The following is a 20,301-nucleotide window of genomic DNA, read 5'->3' as shown; positions in this document are numbered from 1 at the left end:
TGGATCACTGGAACTTGGCCGCGGCCTTCTGTGCCTTCTTCGCCTGCTTCTTGGCCCGACCGGACAGCTTCACGCTCTCTTCGGCGGCCCGCTCGGCAAGCTCTGCCGCGTAGACGCGGGCGGAGTCGGCGACCTCGGGAGCCTTGTCGCGAGCCGCCGCCAGGTACTGCTCGGCGTAGCCGTTGGTCGACTGCCATGCCTTCGACGCCGAATCTGCGAAGTCGGCACCGCGGTCGGCAGCGACGCCCTTGGCGTTCGCGCCGCTCTTGAGAGCTTGCGCGGTGAGCTTGGTCTGCTTCTTGGCAGCCACCTTGCTCAATTCGGCCTGCTTCTTGGCGGCCGCCTTGAGCAGCTCCGTCTGCTTCTTGTCGGCCCGCTTGCTGAGCTTGGCCTGCTTCTTGCCGGCTTGCTTTGCCAACTTGGCCTGCCGCTTGGAGGCAGCCTTGCTCAGTGCGGCGGTCTGACCGACCGCCACGTCGGCGAACTTGCTGCCTTTCTTGGACGCGACATCGGCGAGTTCCGATGCCCGCTCGGAAGCGACACCCGCGAGCACAGCACCACGCTTGGTCGCGACGTCCGCGAACTCAGAACCGCGCTTGGCTGCGACCTCGGCAAACTCTGAACCGCGTTCGGAGGCGACGTCGGCGAACGCGGCTGCCTTCTCGGAGGCGATCTGTGCCAGCTCAGACGCCCGGTCGGACGCGACGTCCGCGAACTTGCCGCCGCGATCGGCAGCGACCTCGGCCAGTTCACTCGTGCGTTCGGAGACCACTTCGGCGAGGTGCGAGGCCTTGTCCGCGAGCGCATCGGTGGACCCGGAGGAACCCGACGGCAGCACTGCGACGACCTTGTCTCCGGCGACGGCGGCGGCCTTACGACCCCGCCATGCCAGCGACGGCTTGCCCTCGGTGTCGACCGTGGCGATCAGCAACCCGCCCAGGAGGCCGAGGTTCTTGATGAAGTGGGCCTGCTGCCCGGCGCGCTCGTGGGGGTCGGTCTCGTTCCAGAAGTCGTTGCCCGCCAGTGTTGTGGGAATGACGACACCGGCCAGGGTCAAGGAGGCCAGGCGCGGGAACTTTCCGGTGGCGAGGGCGAGACCACCGATGATGTGCACGGCTCCGTTCACCCGCACGACGACCTGCGCGTCTGCGGGGATCAGGTCGGCAACCTGTGGTGGGAGCTGGGTTTTTGCTTTGTCGACGAACGGCTGCGCGGTTTCGGCTAGCTGTTCTGGGCGTCGGATCGCATCTATCCCAGTGGCGATGAACGCGCTCGCGAGCAAGGGACGGGCAATTCGGCGGATCAGCATTGAAAGGGCCTCCTCAAGACATTGGTTTGTATCGAACCTGCTTAACGGACGGACTCCGTCGAGCCTATAGGCCTGGCGGGGCGGGGGTACCCAATAGTCCGCTTGGCTAGTCCTGAAACGATGGAAGGAAGGGCATTGCCGATCACTCGCACGGATGTCGGATGCTGGATCATCAAGTGCAATCCGGTCACCGGAACCGACTACTTCGGAACGCTCGACCAGAAACCTTCGACGGGCGTGTCGTCGAGCGTTCCACACGCGGACAGCTGGTGTCTGAGTGCCCGATCGGGGCGCCGCAGTCTGGTGCGCGAGGGCGACCTCCTCGCACTGTGGGTCACGGGTCCGAAGTACCCCGGCATCTACGAGTACGGGTGGGTCACCGGCGTGCGGCCCGAGGAACCGATCGCCGATTCCGAGTTGGTCGGCGGGACGGGCACGCCACCGGACAAGCTCCACTACGAGGCGATTCGTCTGGGACGCAACGGTCACATCGCTCGATCGCTGATGCAGGCGACGCCTGAACTGGCCGCGTGCGAGCAACTCCGCGCGCCCATGATGTCGAACCCGAGCTACTTCACCAACGCCGAGGTGAGGGGACTGGCCCGGCTCATCGCGGCGCGCCAACCGGCTGAGCACCTACGCGCCGCGCGGTGGGACACCCTGCTGTAGCGATCACCAACGGCGCTCGCGCCACTCCTCGAGGTGGGGACGCTCGGCACCGATCGTGGTGTCCAGACCGTGACCGGGGTAGACGACGGTGCTGTCGTCGAAACGGTCGTACAACTTCGTCTTCACATCGTCGATCAGCGAGTCGAAGTCCTCGGGCGTCTGGGTTTTACCCACGCCGCCCGGAAAGAGCGAGTCGCCGGTGAACAGGTGGGTGACGTCGTCGTCGAAGAACAACGCGATCGAGCCGTCGGTGTGGCCTTTGAGGTGAATGGCCTCGAGGCGGAGGTCGCCGACTTCGATGACGTCACCCTCATCGATCAGCCGGTCGGTCTGCACCTGGATGGGTTCGGCATCGATTCGGCCGGCAGCGGTGGGCAGCCCGGTCGCCTTGACCACCTCCTCGAGGGCGATCCAATGGTCGGGGTGCCAGTGAGTGGTGAAGATCAGCTTGATGTTGCCGTGGGACTTGATCAACTCGATGAGGGTGTCAGCATCGTTCGCGGCGTCGATCAGCAATGCCTTACCGGTGCTCTTGTCGGTGATCACGTAGACGTTGTTGTCCATCGGGCCGACGGACAGCTTGACGATTGTCGCTTTGGGAGTGGACTTGCGTTGTGGCACTTCGGATTCGCTGAAGTCGCCGGTGTAGGTGTCGGAGATCGGGGCCGCTGCGCTCATGGCGACAACCCTATCGGTTGCGCTCTGGGCATGCGCCTCACTCGCCGCTGAAAGTGCGCCGGTATCGCGTGGGCGACATCCCGAGATGCTTACGCAGTTGGTGCCGTAGGTTCGCGCCGGTGGCCAGGCCGGACCGCCTGGCCACCTCGTCAATCGGCAGGTCGTGGGACTCGAGCAGTTCGCGGGCCCGATGCATTCGTTGTTTGCGCACCCACACCGCGGGGGTGTCGCCGGTCTCCTCCCGAAACCGGCGATTGAAAGTGCGCACGCTCATGTTCGCGCGCTCGGCAAGCTGCGCCACCGTGAGCGGTTCGGTGAGATTTCCTGCCGCCCAACTCCGGGTCGCCGATGTCGAATTGTCGGTACTGTCCGGCACTGCCGAGTCGATGAACTGCGCCTGCCCACCATCGCGCCACGGCGGCACCACGCAATACTTGGCCACCCGATTGGCGACCTTGGTCCCGTGGTCGGTACGGATGATGTGCAGACAGAGGTCGATGCCCGCGGCCAGGCCGGCCGACGTCAACACATCGCCATCGTCGACGAACAGGACGTTTTCGTCGAGTTGCACCGAAGGATAGAGCCGCCTCAGGTCAGCGGCCTTGTCCCAGTGGGTCGTGGCCGGTCTGCCGTCGAGAAGGCCTGCCGCCGCGAGTGCGAAGGCGCCGGTGCAGATCGACACCATGCGGGTACCGGGCCGAATGAGGTCGAAGGCCGCGCGCAGCTCGTCGGGGAACGTCCCGTCATAGCGCACCTGCTCCATCCTTGTCCCCGGGACGATCACGGTGTCGGCGTCGGCGAGTGCCTGGGATCCGCGGGCGGGCACGATGTCGTAACCGGACAGGGTGCTCACCGCGCTGCCGTCCGACCCGATCATCTCCACGACGTAGAGCGGGGTGCCGGCATCGTCGGCTGCCTGGCCGAACACCATCGACGGAATGGTCGCGTCGAACCCGACGACGGGCGCGAGCATGAGCACCGCGATCCGGTGCGGTGGTGACGACATGGCAGTAATTCTACAGATATTGTCATTTATGCCAATAGCGTCGTGAGTCCGAACCGGTCAGAGTTGAGCGGTGACATCAGTCCGTCGAACGTCTGTGAGCGCTGATCGGCCACGCCTGCATTGGGCGTGGATCGTTGCCGCGGTGAGCTTTGTCGCGCTGCTCGCAGCGGCCGGTTTCCGGTCGGTGCCGAGTGTGATGATGGATCCGTTGCACAATGGAGTTCGGCTGGTCGCACGGGACCGTCGGGCTCGCGATGTCGATCAACATGACGCTGTTCGGGCTCACGGCGCCGTTCTCGGCCGCCTTGATGGATCGGTTCGGGGTCCGGCCGATCCTCGCCGGAGCCCTGACGCTGATCGCCGTCGGCACCGCGCTCAGCGTTTTCATGACCGAGAGCTGGCAGCTCCTGCTCCTCTGGGGCGTCTGCGTCGGCATCGGCACGGGTTCGATCTCGATGGGTTTCGTGGCGACCGTGGCCACCCGCTGGTTCGTGGAGCGTCGAGGTCTCGTGACCGGTGTCCTGACCGCGGCGAGCGCGACCGGGCAGCTGATCTTTCTGCCGCTGGTCGCCCAGATCACGACCAGGCACGGATGGCGTCCCGCAGCAGTGGTCGTTGCCGCCGCGGCCCTCGCAGTGGTCCCGTTGATCCTCTTCTTCATGCGAGATCACCCTGCTGACAAGGGGATCGGCCCCTACGGCGCGCCGTTGCAGGCGACTGCGCCGAAAGCAGTCGGCGGCAGCTTCCGGGCGGCGTTCGACGGGCTCGTCATGGGGGCGCGCACCCGGGTGTTCTGGCTGCTGGCGGCCTCGTTTGCGATCTGCGGTGCCACCACCAACGGACTGATCGGAACCCACTTCATCCCGGCTGCGCATGACCACGGGATGCCGACGACGGTGGCCGCGAGTCTGCTCGCCACGATCGGTGTCTTCGACGTGGTCGGCACCATCTTCTCGGGATGGCTGACCGACCGCGTCGACCCGAGAGTGCTGCTGGGCGTCTATTACGTCGGCAGGGGAGTGTCGTTGCTCGCTCTGCCGGTCTTGCTCTCGCCGCACGCCGAGCCGAGCACCTGGGTGTTCATCATCTTCTACGGGCTGGACTGGGTGGCCACCGTGCCCCCGACGATCGCGCTGTGCCGCAATCACTTCGGGGGCAACACCCCAGTTGTCTTCGGCTGGGTCTTCGCCTCACATCAGCTCGGTGCCGCCGTTGCGGCGTTTGGTGCCGGCTATCTCCGGGATGAGCACGGCGGATATGACATGGCGTTCTACGCAGCATCGGGACTGTGCCTGGTGGCCGCACTGCTCTGCGTCGGCATCCGCCGTCGGCCCGCACCTGCGGAGGACGTGGAGGCACCGACCCCGGCGCATACTTGAGCCCAACCGGTCGTCGGGGTCGAAGGAGTCGCGTGCGCACGATCAATCGTGGGGAGCTTGCGCTGGCGGCTGCCCTGTCCGCGGTCGCGGGGTATGTCGACGCGGTGGCATTCGTGCATCTGGGCGGCTACTTCGTCTCCTTCATGAGCGGGAACACGACGCAGATGTCCGCGTCGGTCGTCGACGCCATGACGGGTCCGGCGCTCAAGTGCCTGTCGATCATCGCGCTGTTCGTCGTCGGGGTGATGGCCGGAACGATCGTCCGGAGACTGACCGGGGAGGCTCGCGGCAGGTCTGCGGTGATGCTGTCGGTGTCGGTCGCGCTGGGAGTTGCCGCGGTGCTGGGTTCGGTGTGGTCGGGTTACGCGGCGCTGATGGTGGCGGCGGTCGCGATGGGCATGCTCAACTCCGTGTTCGAGAAGTCCGGCGAGGTCTCGGTCGGGCTGACGTATATGACCGGCACTCTGGTCAAGGCCGCCCAGCGACTGGTGGATGCGGCATTCGGGGGAGAGCGCTGGGTATGGGCGCGGCACCTGCTGCTGTGGCTCGCGATGGCGGTGGGGGCGTTGATCGGCGCGGCCGCCTACCGGGGAATGGACCTGGGGTCGCTGTGGTTTCCCTTTGTGACCGTTGCCTCGCTCACGGCTGTGATCGTGTTCGTCCCCGCAGGTCAGAAGGTTGTCGGGGCATAGTCTTCAGCTGCGGGCGGTTCGTCGGGTTCGCCGCCGCCGGTACCTTGTCAGAGGGTGCCTCTAGCATTGCCGGGTACGCCTGCGGCAAACACCAAGGCCGACGCAGTCGCCGCTGAAGCCCCCAGCGCCGACAGTCGGCAACACCTGATTCGACACCGAAAAGGACCACAGTGGCTGATCGCCTCATCGTGCGCGGAGCCCGCGAGCACAACCTGCGTGGCATCGACGTAGACCTGCCCCGCGAAAGCCTGATCGTTTTCACGGGCCTATCCGGGTCGGGAAAATCCAGCCTGGCCTTCGACACCATCTTCGCCGAGGGCCAGCGCCGCTATGTCGAGTCGCTGTCGGCGTACGCGCGACAGTTCCTCGGTCAGATGGACAAGCCGGACGTCGATTTCATCGAAGGTCTCTCGCCCGCGGTCTCCATCGACCAGAAGTCGACCAACCGCAACCCTCGGTCGACGGTCGGCACCATCACCGAGGTCTACGACTATCTGCGTCTGCTCTACGCCCGCGCAGGCAAGGCGCACTGCCCCGAGTGTGGTTCCGCGATCGAGAAGCAGACCCCGCAGCAGATCGTCGACCAGGTGCTCGCGATGGAACAGGGCATCAAGTTCCAGGTGCTCGCGCCTGTGGTCCGTACCCGCAAGGGCGAGTTCGTCGACCTGTTCGGCACCCTTCAGACACAAGGCTTTTCAAGGGCCCGCATCGACGGGGTCGTCTACCCGTTGACCGACCCACCGAAGCTCAAGAAGCAGGAAAAGCATGACATCGAGGTCGTGGTCGACCGGCTCTCGGTGAAGGCCACGGCCAAGCAGCGCCTCACCGATTCCGTCGAGACCGCACTCGGCCTCGCCGACGGTGTCGTGGTGCTGGACTTCGTCGATCTGGAAGAGAACGACCCGGATCGGGAGCGCCGCTTCTCCGAGCGGATGGCCTGCCCGAACGGCCATCCGATCGCCATCGACGATCTCGAGCCACGGTCGTTCTCGTTCAACTCGCCCTACGGTGCATGTCCGGATTGCGACGGCCTCGGGATCCGCAAAGAGGTCGACGAAGAACTCGTCGTCCCCGACGCAGACCTGTCGCTGGCCGACGGCGCGATCGCGCCGTGGTCGGGCGGGCACAACGCCGACTACTTCCTGCGTCTGCTCTCCGGTCTCGGCGACGAGATGGGTTTCGACACCAAGACGCCGTGGAAGAAGCTGCCGCTCAAGGCGCGCAAGGCGATCCTGAACGGCAGTGAGCACCAGGTGCACGTCCGGTTCCGCAACCGCTACGGCCGCACGCGCTCGTACTACACCGAGTTCGAAGGTGTGATGTCGTTCCTGCACCGCCGCATGGAGCAGACCGAGTCCGAGCAGATGAAAGACCGCTACGAGGGCTACATGCGCGACATCCCGTGCCCGGCGTGCGCCGGCGCCCGGTTGCGTCCGGAGATCCTCGCGGTCACGCTCGATCACCATCGCTACGGCGAGAAGTCGATCGCGGAGGTGTGCGCACTGTCGGTCGCCGAGTGCGCCGACTACCTGTCCGACCTCAAGCTCGGCAGCCGTGAGCAGGCCATCGCCGGTCGCGTGCTCAAGGAGGTGCAGTCGCGCATCACGTTCCTGCTCGACGTCGGCCTGGAGTATTTGTCACTCTCGCGCGCCGCGGGGTCGCTGTCCGGCGGTGAGGCGCAACGTATCCGCCTCGCCACGCAGATCGGTTCCGGTCTGGCCGGGGTGCTCTACGTCCTCGACGAGCCGTCGATCGGTCTGCACCAGCGTGACAACCGGCGCCTCATCGACACCCTGACCAGGCTGCGGAACCTGGGTAACACGCTGATCGTCGTCGAGCACGACGAGGACACCATCCGGTCGGCGGACTGGATCGTCGACATCGGTCCCTACGCCGGGGAGCACGGCGGCCGGGTCGTGCACAGCGGTAGCTATGAGGATCTGCTCAAGAACGAGGAGTCGCTGACCGGCGCCTATCTGTCCGGCCGCGAGTTCCTCGAGGTCCCCGCCATCCGCAGGCCCATCGACCGGAAACGGCAGCTGACCGTCGTCGGTGCGCGCGAGCACAACCTGCAGGGCATCGACGTGGTGTTCCCACTCGGTGTGCTCACCGCGGTCACCGGTGTGTCCGGCTCGGGCAAGTCCACTCTCGTCAATGACATCCTCGCCACGGTGATGGCGAACAAGCTCAACGGCGCCCGCCAGGTGCCAGGACGTCACACGCGTATCAACGGCATGGACAACCTGGACAAGCTCGTGCGGGTCGACCAGTCTCCGATCGGCCGCACCCCGCGGTCGAACCCGGCGACGTACACCGGTGTGTTCGACAAGATCCGCACCCTGTTCGCCGCGACCACCGAGGCGAAGGTGCGTGGTTACCAACCCGGCCGGTTCTCGTTCAACGTCAAGGGCGGCCGCTGCGAAGCGTGCACCGGCGAGGGCACCATCAAGATCGAGATGAACTTCCTGCCCGACGTGTACGTGCCCTGCGAGGTGTGCCACGGCGCGCGGTACAACCGCGAAACGTTGGAAGTCCACTACAAGGGCAAGACCATCTCCGAGGTCCTCGACATGCCGATCGAGGAGGCCGTCGACTTCTTCGAGGCCATCACCTCCATCCATCGGTATCTCAAGACCCTCAACGACGTCGGCCTGGGTTATGTCCGCCTCGGGCAGCCGGCCCCGACACTCTCGGGTGGTGAGGCGCAGCGCGTGAAGCTGGCCGCCGAACTCCAGAAGCGGTCGACCGGACGCACGGCGTATGTACTCGACGAGCCGACGACGGGTCTGCACTTCGAGGACATCCGAAAGCTGCTCAAGGTGATCAACGGCCTGGTCGACAAGGGCAACTCGGTGATCGTCATCGAGCACAACCTCGACGTCATCAAGACCGCCGACTGGGTCATCGACATGGGACCCGAAGGTGGATCCGGTGGCGGCACGGTCGTCGCCGAGGGCACCCCCGAGGACGTCGCGGCGGAGCCGGCCAGCCACACCGGACGCTTCCTGGCGGACATCCTCACGCCCGCCGAGGCCGCGACACCCGTGAAGGCGAAACGCAAAGCTCCCGCACGAAAGACGGTTGCGAAGCAGACTGGACGTAAGCGAGCAGTCGCCGCGAGCTGAGTCAGCCCCTCGGACCGCGCATCAACTCTAGGAGCCAGTACATGGTCGACATGAAACCCCGTAGTCGCACGGTCACCGACGGAATCACCGCGGCTCCCAGCCGCGGCATGCTCCGTGCGGTCGGCATGGGCGACGAAGACTGGGACAAACCCCAGATCGGCATCGGGAGCTCGTGGAACGAGATCACCCCGTGCAACCTGTCACTCGACCGGCTGGCGCAGGCCGCCAAAGAGGGAGTGCATGCCGGCCTCGGCTACCCGCTGCAGTTCGGCACCATCTCCGTGTCCGACGGCATCTCGATGGGACACGAGGGTATGCACTTCTCGTTGGTTTCGCGGGAAGTCATCGCGGACTCGGTGGAGACCGTCATGCAGGCCGAGCGCCTCGACGGATCAGTGCTCCTCGCCGGTTGTGACAAGTCGCTGCCGGGGATGCTCATGGCGGCCGCCCGCCTCGACCTGGCGTCGGTCTTCCTCTACGCCGGCACCATCGCGCCCGGTTGGGTCAAGCTCAGCGACGGATCCGAACGCGACGTCACCCTGATCGACGCATTCGAGGCCGTCGGGGCATGTCGGGCCGGGAAGATGTCCGAAGACGATCTCGGCCGCATCGAACGTGCGATCTGTCCCGGTGAAGGTGCGTGCGGTGGCATGTACACCGCCAACACGATGGCGTCCATCGCAGAAGCGCTGGGTATGAGCCTGCCCGGGTCGGCGTCGCCGCCGGCGGCGGACCGTCGCCGCGATGCCTTCGCACATCGCTCCGGTGAGGCCGTCGTCAACTTGATCCGCCAGGGCATCACCACGCGAGACATCATCACCAAGGCTGCTCTGGAGAACGCCATCACCATCACGATGGCGCTCGGCGGCTCGACCAACGCGGTGCTGCATCTGCTGGCCCTCGCGAGCGAGGCCGAGGTCGAGTTGCATCTCGACGACTTCAACAAGATCGGTGACCGCACCCCGCACCTCGGCGATCTCAAGCCGTTTGGCCGCTATGTCATGAACGACTTCGACCGATACGGCGGCATCCCCGTGATCATGAAGGCTCTGCTCGATGCCGGACTGCTCCACGGCGATGCACTGACCGTGACCGGCAAGACCCTCGCGGAGAACCTCGGCGAGATGGACATCGCCCCACTCGACGGCAAGGTCATTCGCGCCCTGGACAACCCGATCCACAAGACCGGCGGGATCACCATCCTGCACGGTTCGCTCGCGCCGCAGGGCGCCGTCGTCAAATCGGCGGGCTTCGACGCCGACACCTTCGAAGGGCCTGCCCGAGTCTTCGAACGGGAGCAGGGTGCGCTGGCTGCGCTGGCGGACGGCGTCATCAAGGCGGGCGACGTGGTGGTCATCCGCTACGAAGGACCCAAGGGTGGCCCCGGCATGCGTGAGATGTTGGCCATCACCGGCGCGATCAAGGGCGCAGGCCTCGGCAAAGACGTCCTGCTGCTGACCGATGGTCGGTTCTCCGGCGGCACGACCGGCCTCTGCATCGGCCACATCGCACCCGAGGCGTCCGACGGGGGACCGGTGGCGTTCATCCGCGACGGCGACACCATCCGCGTCGACATCGCGGGCCGCACCCTCGATCTCCTCGTCGACGACGACGAGCTGGAGGCGCGCAAGCAGGACTGGCAGCCACTCGACCACAAATATCAGCGTGGCGTGCTGTCGAAGTACGCGAAGCTCGTCCGCTCGGCGTCGGTCGGCGCCGTTACGCACTGACCCCCCGGCCCCACCAAAACCGGGCTAAACGGGGCCGGTCTGCTTCTCGCCGGGCCCCTGACCGGGTTCGTCCGGATGCGCGCTGGCTTCCCGGAACGCGAGTTGCAGACTCTTGAGTCCGTCGCGGAGGGCCGAGGCGTGGATCCCGAGGTCGGATACCGACGCCTGGATCAACCCGGCGAGCGCGGTGATCAGTTTGCGGGCCTCGTCGAGATCCAGATGGGGACTCGTCGACGGGTCGGCCTCGGACAGGCCGAGCTTCTCGGCGGCTGCACTCATGAGCATCACCGCGGACCGCGTGATCACCTCGATCGCCGGGATTTCGGCCAGGTCACGCACGTCAGGCTCGGAATTCATGTTTTCCGTCATGCCTGTTAGACTTTCACCTACGACCGCCCTGGCTCACGCCGGGGTTGCAAGTGGAGTTCACACTCCCACCGCTCGACATCGTACGTTCGCGAGAACCAACGAACAGTTGAACGGTCCGGTTTTGTCGCCGGAGATGCCGCACCGCGGAATATCTCCGGTGGTCTCTGAGTTGGAGGCTTTGATCGCTGTGACGCGATAGGTGACATGAACCGGTCGGTGTGGGCCCCGTCGATGACATTCATCGATCCGGGGCCTTTTCGCTGAGGATCTGTCTCACCAGTTGCGGCCGCGGTCAAACTGAAAACGTCTGCCACGAGGAACCACCTACGTACGCGGACACAAATGAGGAGGCCCCATCAGCACTGAGACTCGTATCAATGAGCGTATCCGCGTACCTGAGGTCCGTCTTGTCGGACCCAACTCGGAGCAGGTCGGCATCGTCCGTGTGGAAGATGCCCTGCGCTTGGCAATCGAGGCCGATCTCGATCTGGTCGAGGTAGCCCCGAACGCCCGCCCACCGGTCTGCAAGATCATGGACTACGGCAAGTTCAAATACGAGGCGGCACAGAAGCAGCGCGAATCGCGTCGCAATCAGCAGATGACCGTCATCAAGGAGCAGAAGCTCCGCCCGAAGATCGACGACCACGATTACGAGACCAAAAAGGGTCACGTCATCCGCTTCCTCGAAGCAGGGTCGAAGGTCAAGGTGACGATCATGTTCCGTGGACGCGAGCAGTCGCGACCTGAGCTCGGTTACCGACTGTTGCAGCGCCTCGGCGCCGACGTCGGAGACTTCGGCTTCGTCGAGACCTCTGCCAAGCAAGACGGCCGCAACATGACGATGGTCCTGGCCCCGCACAAGGGTGCCAAGACCAAGGCACAAGCCCAGAAAACCCACCCCCCGCAAGAGGCACATCCGCGCCCCGCACCGGGCCCGGCCGGCGAAGCGAAGCCAGACTCAGGAACGGCCCCGGCCGCTCCAACGAGCTGATCGCACTCACAGGTCGACGACACAGGAAGGCATTTCCATGCCCAAGAGCAAAACCCACAAGGGAACCGCGAAGCGTTTCAAGGTGACCGGCAGCGGCAAGATCGTTCGCCAGCGGGCGAATCGTCGCCACTTGATGGAGCACAAGCCCACCAAGCGAACCCGTCGACTCGATGGCACCGTCGTCGTTTCCGAGAAGGATGTTCCCCGCATCAAGCGGTTGCTGAACATCTGATTGCGCTTCGAACCAGACCACCCCGCTGCCGGTTCCCGGTGGCCAATTACTAAGAGGTAAATCAAGCTATGGCACGCGTAAAAAGGGCAGTGAACGCCCAGAAGAAGCGTCGTTCAACCCTGGAGGCTTCCAAGGGTTACCGCGGACAGCGTTCGCGGCTCTACCGCAAGGCCAAAGAGCAGCAGCTCCACTCGCTGACCTACGCCTACCGTGACCGCCGCGCCCGCAAGGGCGAATTCCGCAAGCTGTGGATCTCGCGGATCAACGCTGCGGCCCGGGCCAACGACATCACCTACAACCGCTTCATCCAGGGTCTGAAGATCGCTGGTGTCGAGGTCGACCGCAAGATCCTCGCCGAGATCGCCGTGAGCGACCCCGAGGCCTTCACGGGTCTGGTTGCTGTTGCCAAGAAGGCCCTGCCTTCGGACGTCAACGCTCCGGCCGCCTGATCGAGCCCGCCATAAACATCCCCGCGCCGGACGTTCTCACCGAACGTTCGGCGCGGGTTGTTTCGTTTGCCAAGCTGCACCGGTCCGCAGGCCGTCGTAAGGCCGGGGCGTTCCTGGCCGAAGGGGCCAACGCCGTCGAGTCGGCGCTTGCCACCCGGCGCGCGGAAGTACTGCTCGCCACCGAAGACGCGCTCTACCGGTACCCGGACCTCATCGCGACCGCCGCAGGCGGTGGGGTTGAAGTCGTTCGCATCTCCGACGGAGCCGCCGGCAAACTCGCCGAGACGATCACGAGCGCGGGGCTTTTCGTGGTCTGCGATCTGCTCGATGTGTCGATGAAGTCGGTGCTCGAGGGCACGCCGCGACTGCTGGCAGTTCCTGTGGAGATGACCGACCCAGGCAATGCCGGGACTCTGATCAGGACAGCCGACGCCATGGGGGCGGATGCGGTCATCCTCGCCGGAGACAGCGTCGACCCCCACAACGGCAAGTGTGTCCGGTCCACCGCAGGCAGCGTGTTCCACATCCCGATCGCCCGGGAACGCGACACCGATGAGGTGCTCTCGGCGCTGAGTGCAGCCGGGGTGGCGATCTGTGCGACCGCGGGTGATGGGGAGCTGAGTCTGTCCGACGCCGCTGAGGTGCTCGCCGGCCCGACCGCCTGGCTGTTCGGGAACGAAGCGCACGGCCTGTCGCCGGAGGTGTTGGCCCGTGCCGACCACCGGATCTCCATACCGATCCACGGCCGCGCGGAGAGTCTCAACCTGGCCGCGGCGGCAGCGATCTGCCTCTATGCCAGCGCCGATGCCCGGAGCCGGGCCGACTACCCTCGAACCGGACCAAACCCGACCCACTGACCCGTACTTCAGCCCAGAAGTCACAAACCTTAGGGAGTTACCGCAGCCGTGGCCGACGTCGACGAACAGACACTGGCGAGTGCAGTTGATGCTGCTGTCGCGGCATTTTCGGACGCCGCGACATTGCCGGACCTCGCAATCGCGAAGACCGAGCATCAGGGTGACAAGTCGCCCATCGCACTGGCGCGTCGCGAGCTCGGTTCGCTGCCGAAGGAGAAAAAAGCAAAGGTCGGCAAGCTCGTCAACGTTGCTCGTGGACAAGTGCAGAAGGCGTACGAGGAGCGACTCGCTGCGCTGACAGCCGAGCGTGACGCCGCGGTCCTGATTGCCGAAACGATCGACGTCACGCTGCCCACCGCCCGCCGCCCTCTTGGCGCCCGCCACCCGATCACCGTGATCGGCGACCAGGTCGCCGATGTGTTCGTCGGCATGGGCTGGGAGATCGCCGAGGGTCCCGAGGTCGAAACCGAGCATTTCAACTTCGACGCACTCAACTTCCTGCCGGATCATCCCGCTCGGTCGATGCAGGACACGTTCTACATCGCTCCGCCCGAGTCGCGTCAGGTCCTTCGGACGCACACCTCACCGGTGCAGGTGCGGGCGATGCTCTCGCGGGAGCTGCCGATCTACGTCGCGTGTCCGGGGAGGACGTTCCGGACCGACGAACTCGATGCCACCCACACGCCGGTCTTTCATCAGGTCGAGGGTCTCGCGGTCGACAAGGGCCTGACGATGGCGCATCTACGCGGCACGCTCGACCACTTCGCAAAGGCGCTGTTCGGTCCGGAGACCGTGACGCGGATGCGGCCGAGCTACTTCCCGTTCACTGAACCCTCGGCCGAGGTCGACGTCTGGTTCACCGGCAAGAAGGGCGGGGCAGGCTGGGTCGAGTGGGGTGGCTGCGGCATGGTCCATCCAAATGTACTGCGGGCCAGTGGCATCGACCCCGAGGTCTATTCCGGGTTTGCTTTCGGGATGGGTCTGGAGCGCACCTTGCAGTTCCGCAACGACCTGCCGGACATGCGCGACATGGTCGAGGGCGACGTCCGCTTCACCGTGCCTTTCGGCCCCGGTGCCTGAGCGCCCCGCCAAGCCAGAGTCCGCAGAACAAACGAAAGAACTGAGTTTCCAGTGCAACTAGCGCAGTCGTGGCTGACCGAGATCCTGCAACATGGCACTCCCGGGTGGACGAGGCCGTCGGCGGAGATCGACGACGCCTTCGTGCGAGTCGGTTTCGAGATCGAAGAGATCACGCCGTTGCCGGTCATCACCGGACCGCTGGTCATCGGCAGGGTCGAGCACATCGAGCAGCTCACCGAGTTCAAGAAGCCGATCCGGTTCTGTCAGGTCGACGTCGGCGAATCCGAACCCCGTGGGATCGTCTGCGGTGCCCAGAACTTCGCCGAAGGCGATTTGATCGTCGCAGCGCTGCCCGGCAGTGTGCTGCCGGGCGACTTCGCGATCGCTGCGCGCACGACCTACGGCAAGACCTCCGACGGCATGATCTGTTCGGTGTCCGAGATGGGAATCGGCAACGATCACAGTGGGATCCTGGTCCTGCCGCCCGAGATCGCCGCGCCCGGTGCCGACGCCCGTGAGGTTCTCGGCCTCGACGACACGATCATCGACGTCAACGTCACGCCCGACCGGGGTTATGCGTTCTCCGCACGCGGCCTCTCGCGTGAACTCGCCTGTAGCTTCGACCTGCCGTTCGTCGATCCGGCCACCGCGCCGTCGATCCGGACAAGCGTCGGAGAATCGGGTTGGCCCGTGCACCTCGACCCCGAATCAGGCGCCACCCGGTACTGCGCCCTGGTGGTTCGCGGGATCGATCCGACAGCACCGAGCCCGTGGTGGATGGCCAAGCGGCTCATGCTCTCCGGAGTGCGGCCCATCTCGGCAGCAGTCGACATCACCAACTACGTCATGCTGGAACTGGGTCAGCCGCTGCACGCGTTCGACGCGGGCAAGATCTCCGGCGACATCCGGGTTCGGCGCGCGAACCCGGGGGAGCAGCTCACCACCCTCGACGACACCACGCGCACGCTGGATCCCGAAGATGTTGTCATCACCGACGACAGCGGCCCCATCGCCCTCGCCGGTGTGATGGGCGGCGCCGCGACCGAGATCGGTGCGCAGAGTGCCGATGTGTTGCTCGAGGCCGCAACCTTCGATCCGGTCGCGGTCTTCCGCACTGCCAAGCGGCACCGGTTGACCAGCGAGGCGAGCAAACGCTTCGAGCGGGTGGTCGACCCGAATGTGACCGACATCGCAGCGCTGCGCGCTGCCCAGCTCCTCGTCGAGATCTGTGGGGGGACAGTTGAATCGACGTACACCGATGCCGGTTCGGTACCGCCACCTGCGACGGTGTTGATGGCCGAGCAGGCACCATCGGCGACGGCCGGCATCGAGTACCCGGTCGGAGTTGCCCAACAACGACTCGTCCAGGTGGGCGCGGCGGTCGAGTCGGCAGGCGAGATGCTGACGGTGACCCCGCCCAGTTGGCGTCCCGATCTGCGACAGAGCGCGGATCTCGTCGAAGAGGTATTGCGACTCGAGGGTTACGAGAACATTCCCGTTCGACTGCCGACGGCGCCAGGCGGACGTGGCTTGGCTCCGCGGCAGATCCGGCGGCGTAGCGTCGGCCGCAGCTTGGCGTTGTCCGGATATGTCGAGGTACTGCCGTACCCATTCATGCCTGCAGGAGTGTTCGATCTCTGGAACCTGCCCGCGGATGATCCGCGTCGCGCCGCCGTCACGGTCCTGAACCCACTCGAGTCCGACCGGCCGGCACTGAACACCACTCTGCTGCCGGGACTCCTCGAGATGGTCGGCCGCAATCTGGCTCGCGGACAACGGGATCTGTCGATGTACACGATCGGTCAAGTGGTTCTCGGTGGCGGGAACGTGCGTCCCGTTCCACAGTTGCCCGTGGACCGTCGGCCGTCCGCCGAGCAGATCACAGAGTTGGTCGAATCTCTTCCGGCGCAGCCACTTCATGTGGCAGCGGTACTCACAGGACTGCGGGAACCGGCCGGGCCGTGGGGCAAGGGCCGTGCCGCCGACACCACCGACATCTTCGATGCTGTCGCCATCATCGGTCAGGCCGCGGGCGTCGAGTTGACTCTGAAGTCGGCAGCGGAAGTGCCGTGGCATCCGGGCCGGTGTGCGCAGATCCTCGCCGGCGGCACCGTGGTCGGCTGGGCAGGTGAGCTGCATCCGGCAGTGCTGGAGAAGTCGCATCTGCCGGCGCGATCGCTGGCTCTCGAGATCGATCTCGATGCGGTTCCGGTGAACTCCGAGCTCGTGTCCCCGAGGATTTCGCCGTATCCGCCTGTGTTGCAGGACCTTGCGGTGGTCGTCGATGCTGACGTGGCCGCCGAGGATGTCCGCGCCGCACTGCGCGAAGGCGCCGGGGACCTGCTCGAGAGCATCGGACTGTTCGACGTGTTCACCGGCGACCAGGTCGGAGAGGGGCGCAAGTCGCTCACATTCTCGCTGCGCTTCCGCGCGACGGACCGTACCCTCACCGAGGACGAGGCCACAGCCGCCCGCGACGCCGCCCTGGCGAAGGCGACGTCAGCGGTCGGCGCTCAGATGCGTGGCTGACCCTCGGCCGACCTGACCAGTTCCCCAGGTGGCGAGGGGTTCTTGTTATCTGAGGCGCGGTGACCGCGCAGGGTCAGCGCCGAGACCACTGCGCCTACAGTGGCCAATCCCGCCGAGACCCACAAGGCTTTGTCGAGACCTGCGACGTAGGCGTCTTGGTCCATCCCGGAGAACACGGCCTCCGCTGGTAGCAACGCACCGAGTGCTGCGACGCCCACCGCGATACCCGTCTGCCGGAACGCATCGTTGATGCCGGCCGCGAGCCCGGAGTGCTCTGCTGCGCTGGCATCGAGAACGAGACCGCTCATCACCGGGTTGAAGATTCCGGCGCCGATCATGGCCACGAGCATGCCCGGCAGGATCGTCCATCTGGAGCTGTCGACGTCTGCCACTGTGGTCATGGCGAGCCCGACCCCCACGAGCAGCAGCGAACCGGAGAGCAGAATCCACGCAGGCACACGCTGCCCGAGCTGCGCGGTCGCGCCGGCGACGATGAACATCGCGGCGGTGGCAGGCAGGTACACCAGGCCCGCCTCGATCGGGCTCATGCCGAGCACGCTTTGCAGATAGACGGTGGTGTACAGGAACACCGAGAACAGGGATACGGAGATTGCGAAGGCGGCGATCTGGGCGCCGGTGAAGGCTCGGCTGCGGAACGACTCGAGGGGGAGCATCGGCTGGGTCACCCGCATTTCGACGACGAGGAAGGCCGCCGAAGACACTGCTGCGATCGCGAACGATGCCACCGTGACCGTGTCGGTCCACCCATGCTCGTTTCCGCGGAGCAGCGCCAGCACGAGGGTCGCCAGCCCGACCGATGCGAAGACCTGCCCGCCGATGTCGAGGCGACGGAAGTCCGGGTCACGTGATTCGGGTACCCACGTCATCGTCGCGCACAGCGCGAGAATGCCGATCGGAAGATTGACGACGAAGATCGCCCGCCAGTCCAGCCACTCCGTGAGCATGCCGCCTGCCAATGGCCCCAGCGCGAATGCGCCGCCGATGGTGGCGCCATAAGCAGCCAGTGCACCTGCGCGATCCTTACCCGGCGCGAACACGTCGGCGAGCAGCGCCAGCGAACACGCGAACAAGATTGCGCCACCCAGACCCTGGATTGCGCGGGCGACATCGAGGGTGACGATGTCGGGAGCGATCGCACACACCACGGATGCCGCGGTGAACACGATGATTCCGACGACAAAGACGTGTTTGCGGCCTCGCCGGTCAGCCCACGAGCCTGCGCTCAGGACCACGGTTGCCAGTGCGAGGGTGTAGGCGTCGACGACCCACTGCAGGCTGGTCATGCCGGCGTCGAGGTCGACGGCGATGGATGGGAGGGCTGTGTTCACGACGGCGATGTCGAGCATGAGCATGGCTGTGGTGACACAGACGACCACAAGGGTCGCTCGTCTCACCGTCGCTGAGTATGTCGTTCTTGGGCAGGTATGCGATGTCATGAGTTCCAAGCTGCGCCACACCGCTTGGCGTCTTCTTGGTCATCTTCTTGGAGTCGTCGACCGTACGAACGACAGCCCACGATCATCCCGTCAGACGGTCAGACGGTCAGGGAGTCAGGGGGTCAGGGGGTCAGGGGGTCAGGGAGTCAGGGGTCAAGGAGTCACGCGACGCAGGGTGGCTGCGCCCAGACCCAACGCGACCATCGAAAAGGCGGCCACCACAACCAGATCCCGCCACATGGTGCCCGTCGCATTCGAATGCTCCGCCACCTGCTGCAGAGCGTCGACGACGTAGGTCAGGGGGAGCACGTCGCTGATCCATTGGAGCCAGTTGGTCATCTGATCTCGCGCGACGAACAGGCCACACAGCAGCAGCTGCGGGATGACGACGACGGGGATGAATTGGACGGCCTGGAACTCGGTGCGGGCGAAGGCGGAGAAGAACAGGCCCAATGCGACACCGAGGACTGCGGCCAAGACGGCGATGAGGACCACCCAGAGCGGACTGCCCGCGATGTCGAGGTCGAGCACCCAGAATGTGAGTGCGCTCGCGAGCGCCGCCTGCACGGCGGCGGCCAGCGAGAACGCCGCGCCATATCCGGCGAGGAGGTCGAGTTTGCCCAGCGGCGTCGTGAGCAGGCGTTCGAGTGTTCCGGAGGTGCGTTCGCGGACCATCGCGATGGATGTGGTGATGAACATCAGGACGAAGGGCAGCAGTCCGAGCATGATCAGCCCGACCTTGTCGAACATCGTGGTCCCTGGCCGGGGCCCGGGTTGCGAGTCGAACATGAAGTACAGCAACACCATCAAGACACACGGAACCACGAGGATCATCGCGACCGTGCGGCGGTCGTCGAGCAACTGGCGCAGGATCCGGATCGTCGTCGACCGGAACAATGCGGGGTGCACTAGGCCGCTCCCTCGGTGATGAGTTGCAGGAACGCTTTCTCCAGGTTGTCCTGTCCGGTCCGGCTGCGGAGTTCGGCGGGTGTGAGCGCGGCGAGGATCAGGCCGTCGCGCATGAGGATCAGATTGTCGCAGCGGTCTGCCTCATCCATCACGTGGCTCGAGACGAGCAGGGTGGTGCCGCTCGCGGCGAGGTCGTGAAATCTGTTCCAGAGATCTTCGCGCAGAAGCGGATCGAGGCCGACGGTCGGTTCGTCGAGGATCAGCAGGTCTGGCGAGCCGACGAGAGCGCAGGCGATCGAGACCCGGCTCCGTTGACCACCGGAGAGGTCGAGCGTCTTGCGCGCTTCGAGTTCGGTCAGACCCACTGCTTCGAGGGCGTCGCGGACGCCGGCGGAGTTGCCGTAGAGGTCTGCGAAGTACCTGACGTTCTGTCCGACGGTCAGGTCTGTGTAGACCGACGGGGCCTGTGTCACGTATCCCACCGACCGTCGTAGCCGGGCACTCCCGGCAGGCAGGTCCAGGACGGTGACCGTCCCGGAATCAATCCGCTGGGTGCCGACGATCGCACGCATCAAGGTGGTCTTGCCGCAACCCGAAGGTCCCAACAGGCCCGTGATCGAACCTGTCGGGACCTTGATGTCCACCCCGTGCAACACCGGATGACCACCACGGATGACCCGCAGGCCGTCCACGGCGATTGCCGAAGATGTCGTCATCGGTCATTCATACCGCTCACCACGCGAACTCCGCAGAGGTTCGAAGTGCCAGGCTCCGCCGAGGGACTGTCTGAATAACGGTTGATCCGGTCATTGGTTCAACACGCCGAGCTGAGCTTGGCGG

The 20,301-nt window shown here is 65.4% G+C and carries 17 protein-coding genes and 1 pseudogene; 11 read left to right on the top strand and 7 right to left on the bottom strand.

What is annotated here, in order from left to right:
• Positions 1-4: 4 nt before the first annotated feature.
• A complete protein-coding gene (locus BFL43_RS28510) occupies positions 5-1,309 on the bottom strand; it encodes a DoxX family protein (RefSeq protein ID WP_084892204.1) in 1,305 nt (434 codons plus the stop codon).
• Positions 1,310-1,444: 135 nt separating this feature from the next.
• On the opposite strand from BFL43_RS28510, the gene BFL43_RS08895 reads away from it, so the two are divergent.
• On the top strand, positions 1,445-1,978 hold the full coding sequence (locus BFL43_RS08895) for a hypothetical protein (RefSeq protein ID WP_143695202.1): 534 nt from the start codon (positions 1,445-1,447) through the stop codon (positions 1,976-1,978).
• Between the two features lie 3 nt (positions 1,979-1,981).
• Here BFL43_RS08895 and BFL43_RS08890 read toward each other — a convergent pair whose 3' ends face one another.
• Entirely contained in the window at positions 1,982-2,656 is a 675-nt protein-coding gene (locus BFL43_RS08890) for an MBL fold metallo-hydrolase (RefSeq protein WP_084892202.1), read from the bottom strand.
• A gap of 37 nt (positions 2,657-2,693) precedes the next feature.
• Positions 2,694-3,662: a helix-turn-helix domain-containing protein gene (locus tag BFL43_RS08885; protein WP_084892201.1), complete on the bottom strand. Its 969-nt coding sequence runs from the start codon at positions 3,660-3,662 to the stop codon at positions 2,694-2,696.
• 70 nt (positions 3,663-3,732) lie between these two features.
• Here BFL43_RS08885 and BFL43_RS08880 point away from each other — a divergent pair.
• The 4 genes and pseudogenes from BFL43_RS08880 (at position 3,733) to ilvD (ending at position 10,588) form a co-directional block, all read left to right on the top strand.
• A pseudogene (locus tag BFL43_RS08880) lies at positions 3,733-5,041 on the top strand (MFS transporter).
• 32 nt (positions 5,042-5,073) lie between these two features.
• Complete coding sequence (locus tag BFL43_RS08875; RefSeq protein ID WP_084892200.1) at positions 5,074-5,733, top strand: YoaK family protein; 660 nt, start codon at positions 5,074-5,076, stop codon at positions 5,731-5,733.
• A gap of 170 nt (positions 5,734-5,903) precedes the next feature.
• Positions 5,904-8,858 carry an excinuclease ABC subunit UvrA gene (uvrA, locus tag BFL43_RS08870; protein ID WP_084892199.1) on the top strand — a complete coding sequence of 985 codons (2,955 nt, stop codon included), beginning with the start codon at positions 5,904-5,906 and terminating at the stop codon, positions 8,856-8,858.
• A 41-nt stretch (positions 8,859-8,899) separates the two neighbouring features.
• On the top strand, positions 8,900-10,588 hold the full coding sequence (ilvD, locus tag BFL43_RS08865; RefSeq protein ID WP_084892198.1) for a dihydroxy-acid dehydratase: 1,689 nt from the start codon (positions 8,900-8,902) through the stop codon (positions 10,586-10,588).
• A gap of 24 nt (positions 10,589-10,612) precedes the next feature.
• On the opposite strand, the gene BFL43_RS08860 is transcribed toward ilvD, so the two are convergent.
• Positions 10,613-10,957 (bottom strand): DUF1844 domain-containing protein, encoded by a 345-nt coding sequence (locus tag BFL43_RS08860; RefSeq protein WP_084892197.1) that lies wholly within the window; start codon positions 10,955-10,957, stop codon positions 10,613-10,615.
• 355 nt (positions 10,958-11,312) lie between these two features.
• Between BFL43_RS08860 and infC the strand changes: the two genes are divergently transcribed.
• From infC to pheT, 6 genes are all read left to right on the top strand, one after another.
• Entirely contained in the window at positions 11,313-11,948 is a 636-nt protein-coding gene (gene infC, locus BFL43_RS08855; protein ID WP_084892196.1) for a translation initiation factor IF-3, read from the top strand.
• Positions 11,949-11,985: 37 nt separating this feature from the next.
• Positions 11,986-12,180, top strand: a complete 195-nt coding sequence (gene rpmI, locus BFL43_RS08850; protein ID WP_084835834.1) for a 50S ribosomal protein L35 — start codon at positions 11,986-11,988, stop codon at positions 12,178-12,180.
• Positions 12,181-12,248: 68 nt separating this feature from the next.
• Positions 12,249-12,629, top strand: a complete 381-nt coding sequence (gene rplT / locus BFL43_RS08845) for a 50S ribosomal protein L20 (RefSeq protein WP_084835833.1) — start codon at positions 12,249-12,251, stop codon at positions 12,627-12,629.
• Between the two features lie 17 nt (positions 12,630-12,646).
• Positions 12,647-13,486, top strand: a complete 840-nt coding sequence (locus BFL43_RS08840; RefSeq protein ID WP_084892238.1) for an RNA methyltransferase — start codon at positions 12,647-12,649, stop codon at positions 13,484-13,486.
• A gap of 48 nt (positions 13,487-13,534) precedes the next feature.
• Entirely contained in the window at positions 13,535-14,566 is a 1,032-nt protein-coding gene (gene pheS / locus BFL43_RS08835) for a phenylalanine--tRNA ligase subunit alpha (protein WP_084892195.1), read from the top strand.
• Between the two features lie 51 nt (positions 14,567-14,617).
• Positions 14,618-17,095, top strand: a complete 2,478-nt coding sequence (pheT, locus tag BFL43_RS08830; RefSeq protein ID WP_084892194.1) for a phenylalanine--tRNA ligase subunit beta — start codon at positions 14,618-14,620, stop codon at positions 17,093-17,095.
• Here pheT and BFL43_RS08825 read toward each other — a convergent pair.
• From BFL43_RS08825 to BFL43_RS08815, 3 genes are all read right to left on the bottom strand, one after another.
• Positions 17,080-18,510 carry an MFS transporter gene (locus BFL43_RS08825; RefSeq protein ID WP_240498151.1) on the bottom strand — a complete coding sequence of 477 codons (1,431 nt, stop codon included), beginning with the start codon at positions 18,508-18,510 and terminating at the stop codon, positions 17,080-17,082. The genes pheT and BFL43_RS08825 overlap by 16 nt on opposite strands.
• A 195-nt stretch (positions 18,511-18,705) precedes the next feature.
• Positions 18,706-19,461, bottom strand: a complete 756-nt coding sequence (locus tag BFL43_RS08820; RefSeq protein WP_084892193.1) for an ABC transporter permease — start codon at positions 19,459-19,461, stop codon at positions 18,706-18,708.
• The gene (locus BFL43_RS08815; protein ID WP_084892192.1) at positions 19,461-20,177 is read right to left on the bottom strand and encodes an ABC transporter ATP-binding protein; all 717 of its coding nucleotides are present in this window, start codon (positions 20,175-20,177) and stop codon (positions 19,461-19,463) included. The genes BFL43_RS08820 and BFL43_RS08815 overlap by 1 nt, the downstream gene beginning before the upstream one ends.
• Positions 20,178-20,301: the final 124 nt, after the last annotated feature.

The organism is Williamsia sp. 1135 (assembly GCF_002095395.1).
Classification (GTDB): domain Bacteria; phylum Actinomycetota; class Actinomycetes; order Mycobacteriales; family Mycobacteriaceae; genus Williamsia.
Note: the sequence above shows the minus strand (reverse complement) of the source record. Positions and strands in the feature narration are given on the sequence as shown.